This window comes from Collinsella aerofaciens, from assembly GCF_040910185.1.
GTDB lineage: Bacteria > Actinomycetota > Coriobacteriia > Coriobacteriales > Coriobacteriaceae > Collinsella > Collinsella aerofaciens_BF.
Genome location: NZ_JBDGBA010000039.1, coordinates 1 through 3,354, shown reverse-complemented (window position 1 = coordinate 3,354; position 3,354 = coordinate 1). Strand labels below are relative to the sequence as shown.

Annotated in this window: 2 protein-coding genes and 1 pseudogene; 1 reads left to right on the top strand and 2 read right to left on the bottom strand. The window is 64.7% G+C overall.

The genetic code is table 11. The features are described from left to right. A pseudogene (locus tag AB5Z54_RS09735) lies at window positions 1-293 on the bottom strand (IS110 family transposase); the annotation flags it as partial. 154 nt (window positions 294-447) lie between these two features. Beyond that, a complete protein-coding gene (locus AB5Z54_RS09730; RefSeq protein WP_368161392.1) occupies window positions 448-1,866 on the bottom strand; it encodes an alpha/beta fold hydrolase in 1,419 nt (472 codons plus the stop codon). 112 nt (window positions 1,867-1,978) lie between these two features. On the opposite strand from AB5Z54_RS09730, the gene AB5Z54_RS09725 reads away from it, so the two are divergent. Then, complete coding sequence (locus tag AB5Z54_RS09725; protein ID WP_368161390.1) at window positions 1,979-3,265, top strand: glutamate-5-semialdehyde dehydrogenase; 1,287 nt, start codon at window positions 1,979-1,981, stop codon at window positions 3,263-3,265. Window positions 3,266-3,354 lie beyond the last annotated feature (89 nt).

Here is a 3,354-nt window from a genome sequence, read left to right as displayed (position 1 = left end):
TTGCGGTCGTTCTTCCTGCGCCTGTCCGCGCTGGGCTTGATCATCTTCGAGACGGCGCCGACCACGCAGTCGACCCCCAGGCCGGAAAGCCTCTTCTGCAGGTCGAAGCCCGTGACCCCGGACTCGTACACGCACCTGGCCCTGGGGTCCACGGAACGGACCCACTCCGCGACGGCGCCGGCGTCGTAGCCGAAGGTCGCGGCACGTACCTCCCCGGTCATGACGTCGAGGGAGACGGCCTTTATCGAGCGGGCGTGGACGTCGAGGCCGATGAAGGTGGTAGTATCGAGCATGGGAGCCCCTTCCATGAATGCGGCGTGGCCGCCACGGTTGGATTAGACACACACCATTGTCGGCCTAATCCGCGGTCTTTCATGCAGCAGGGGCTCTCAATGTTTTTATGTCCTGCTCATATCGTCTGTGCCGGCACTTTGGGACACTCCTTAGCTAGAAGATCCGGCGCAGGTCTCCGCGGTTGAGCGCTTCGTCGAAGAGGTGCTTGAACACCGCGCTGCCGTGCAGGCCGTCGTGCTCGAACTCGTTGGTCACCCAGGCATGCGAGTTGCCCACGCGGCTGAGCGTATCGAGCTGCATGCCCGAATCGACGTACATATCGTCGAAATACACCGCGGCCTGGAGTGGCACCTCGTTGCAGGCTAGGCGCTGCGGGTCGTAGATCTTGTCCCAGCTGGTGTCTTCCATCAGCAGGTCCATGGCGGGCTTAAACGGCATAAGCTCGGGCATCTGCTCAAACATCCACGGGAACATGGCCTCGCCGGTAAACATGAGCGGGCGCGCGAGTGTGTCGAACTCGGCACGATGGGCCTTCTCCTCTGCTGCGGCCCAGCGAATGGGCATGGTGTCGCCGTCGGCGTAGATAAACTCCTGCAGCGTCCAGTACAGCGGGTTTGTACGCGTGTTGGTGCGCTCGAAGGCGCGCATCAAAAAGCTGTCGGATACCGAGGAGCCGCAGCTAAGCGTACCGTCGCCAGTAACAAACGCGTGATCGATAATCCAATGCATGCGCTCAAAGCTCGGCTTCATGCCAAAGTCGCTGCCCATGAGCTGTAGGCGCTCGACCGTCATCGGCGAGCCGTCGGGCAGCACGGGCTTCTGGGCCTCGAGCGCATCGGCCAGGGCTGCCACGCGGTCGACGTCAGCGGGGTAGCGGTCATAATACTGCTGCGTCTTGGCGGCCATGCGCGGGAAGGTGTGCGCGTAGACCTCGCTTGCGCTCGCTGGCACGTGTGGAATGCCGCCGCAGGTAAAGCTTGCCGCCACGCCTTCGGGGAAGAGCGACAGATAGCTCAACGTCAAAAAGCCGCCGTAGCTCTGGCCGAGCGTGACCCAGGGCTTGCCGCCAAAGCCCACCAGACGCAGGTACTCAAAATCGCGCACGATGGAGCTGGCGAGGTGGCGCTTGAGGAAGTCGGCCTGCGAGCGTGCTGTATCGGCGCCGGCGGCCGTTGCGCGATCACCCAGTGCCTTGATCGTGCGTCCGTCCACGCAGCTACTGCGTCCGGTGCCGCGCTGGTCGGGAAGGACCACACGGAAGTGCTTGACGGCCTCCTCGATCCAGCCGTCGCTTGTAGGCGACAGCGGACGCGGGCTCTCGCCGCCGGGGCCGCCCTGCAAAAACAGGAGCAGCGGCAGATCGTCGTTGATGCGGTCGGGCGCGCAAACCACGCGGTAGAAGAGCTTGATGCTCTCGGGCGCGCCGGCGATTGGTGCCGGCATAGCGCCGCGGCGCATGGTGCTGCCGACGGCCAGGAGCATCGGCTCCAGGCCGCGCCAGTCAAGGGGGACGTCGATGCTGTGGTCCTCGACGTAAAGGCCGGGGACGTGGTACGAAGTGATGAGGGCCATGTGAGTCTTCCGTTCGTTGCGGTGTTTCGGGTTGACCAATTCTACCGCCGCGGGCGAGGCCATGCGCAAATCGGCTACCATGGTTGCAAACTTCTAGGAGAAAGGGCCGCCCATGTCGGTCGATATAGCCACGTATGTCCACGATCTTGCCGTTGCCGCCAAGGCAGCGTCGGCCTCGCTTGCCACGGCGAGCGATGGGCAGCGTCAGGAGGCCGTGCGCGCCATGGCCGCAGCACTGCGCAACGGTGTCGACTCCATCGTCGCCGCCAACGAGCTCGATATGTCCGCCGCGCGCGATGCGGGCACTTCGGCCGGTCTGCTCGACCGTCTGCTGCTGACGCCTGAGCGCGTCGAGGGCATGGCCGCCGGTTTGGAGAAGCTCGCCGAGCTGCCCGATCCCGTCGGCCGCGTGCTCGACCACCGCGTGCTTGCGAGCGGTGTGGACCTGACCCGCGTGAGCGTGCCGTTGGGCCTGGTCGCCATGGTCTACGAGGCGCGCCCCAACGTGACGGCCGACGCCGCAGGCATCTGCATCCGTACCGGCAACGCCTGCATTCTACGCGGCGGCTCGCTGGCCTATCACTCGTGTGCCATGATCGCCGAGCTGCTGGCCGATGCGCTCGAGGCCAAGGGCTTCCCGCGCGAGGCCGTGTCGATGATCGAGTCCACCGACCGCGAGGCCACTGGCGAGCTCATGAAGCTCCGCGGTATCGTCGACGTACTCATTCCGCGCGGCGGTGCAGGCCTGATCCAGCGCTGCGTGCGCGAGTCGCTTGTGCCGGTGATCGAGACGGGCACGGGCAACTGCCACATCTACGTGCATGAATCCGCCGACTTTGATAAGGCGCTCAACATTATCGTCAATGCCAAGACCCAGCGCGTAGGCGTGTGCAATGCCGCCGAGTCGCTGCTGGTCGACCGTGCCGTTGCTGATCGCTTCCTGCCCGCAGTCGTTGCCGTGCTGCACGACCACGGCGTACTGATTCACGGCGACGAGGCCACGTGCGCCGCATGCGCCGACGCTGGGCTTGCCGAGGGCGACAACTACGTCGCCGCGACTGAGGAGGACTGGGGTCGCGAGTACCTGGCGCTCGAGATGAGCGTGAAGGTCGTGGCAAACGAGGACGAGGCCATCGCACACATCAATCGCTACGGCACGATGCACTCCGAGGCCATCGTTGCCGAGGACACGGATGCTTGCGAGCGCTTCCTCGATGCGGTCGATGCCTCGGCCGTGTACGCCAACGCCAGCACTCGCTTCACCGACGGCGGCGAGTTTGGCCTGGGTGCCGAGATCGGCATCTCGACCCAAAAACTCCACGCCCGCGGCCCCTTTGCCGCCGAGGCCCTCACCACCTACAAATACAAGCTCCGCGGCACCGGCCAGGTCCGCCCCTAAACCCCTCGTAAACGAAAAACCACCACAAAGGTGCCTGTGAACTGCGCCCCGAAACTTGGACTGAATAAATAGCGACTACGCCGCAAGGG

Bases quoted from the DNA above. Each gene is read 5' to 3' on its own strand.
- AB5Z54_RS09730 (WP_368161392.1), bottom strand. From the start codon at position 1,866: ATGGCCCTCATCACTTCGTACCACGTCCCCGGCCTTTACGTCGAGGAC.
- AB5Z54_RS09725 (WP_368161390.1), top strand. From the start codon at position 1,979: ATGTCGGTCGATATAGCCACGTATGTCCACGATCTTGCCGTTGCCGCC.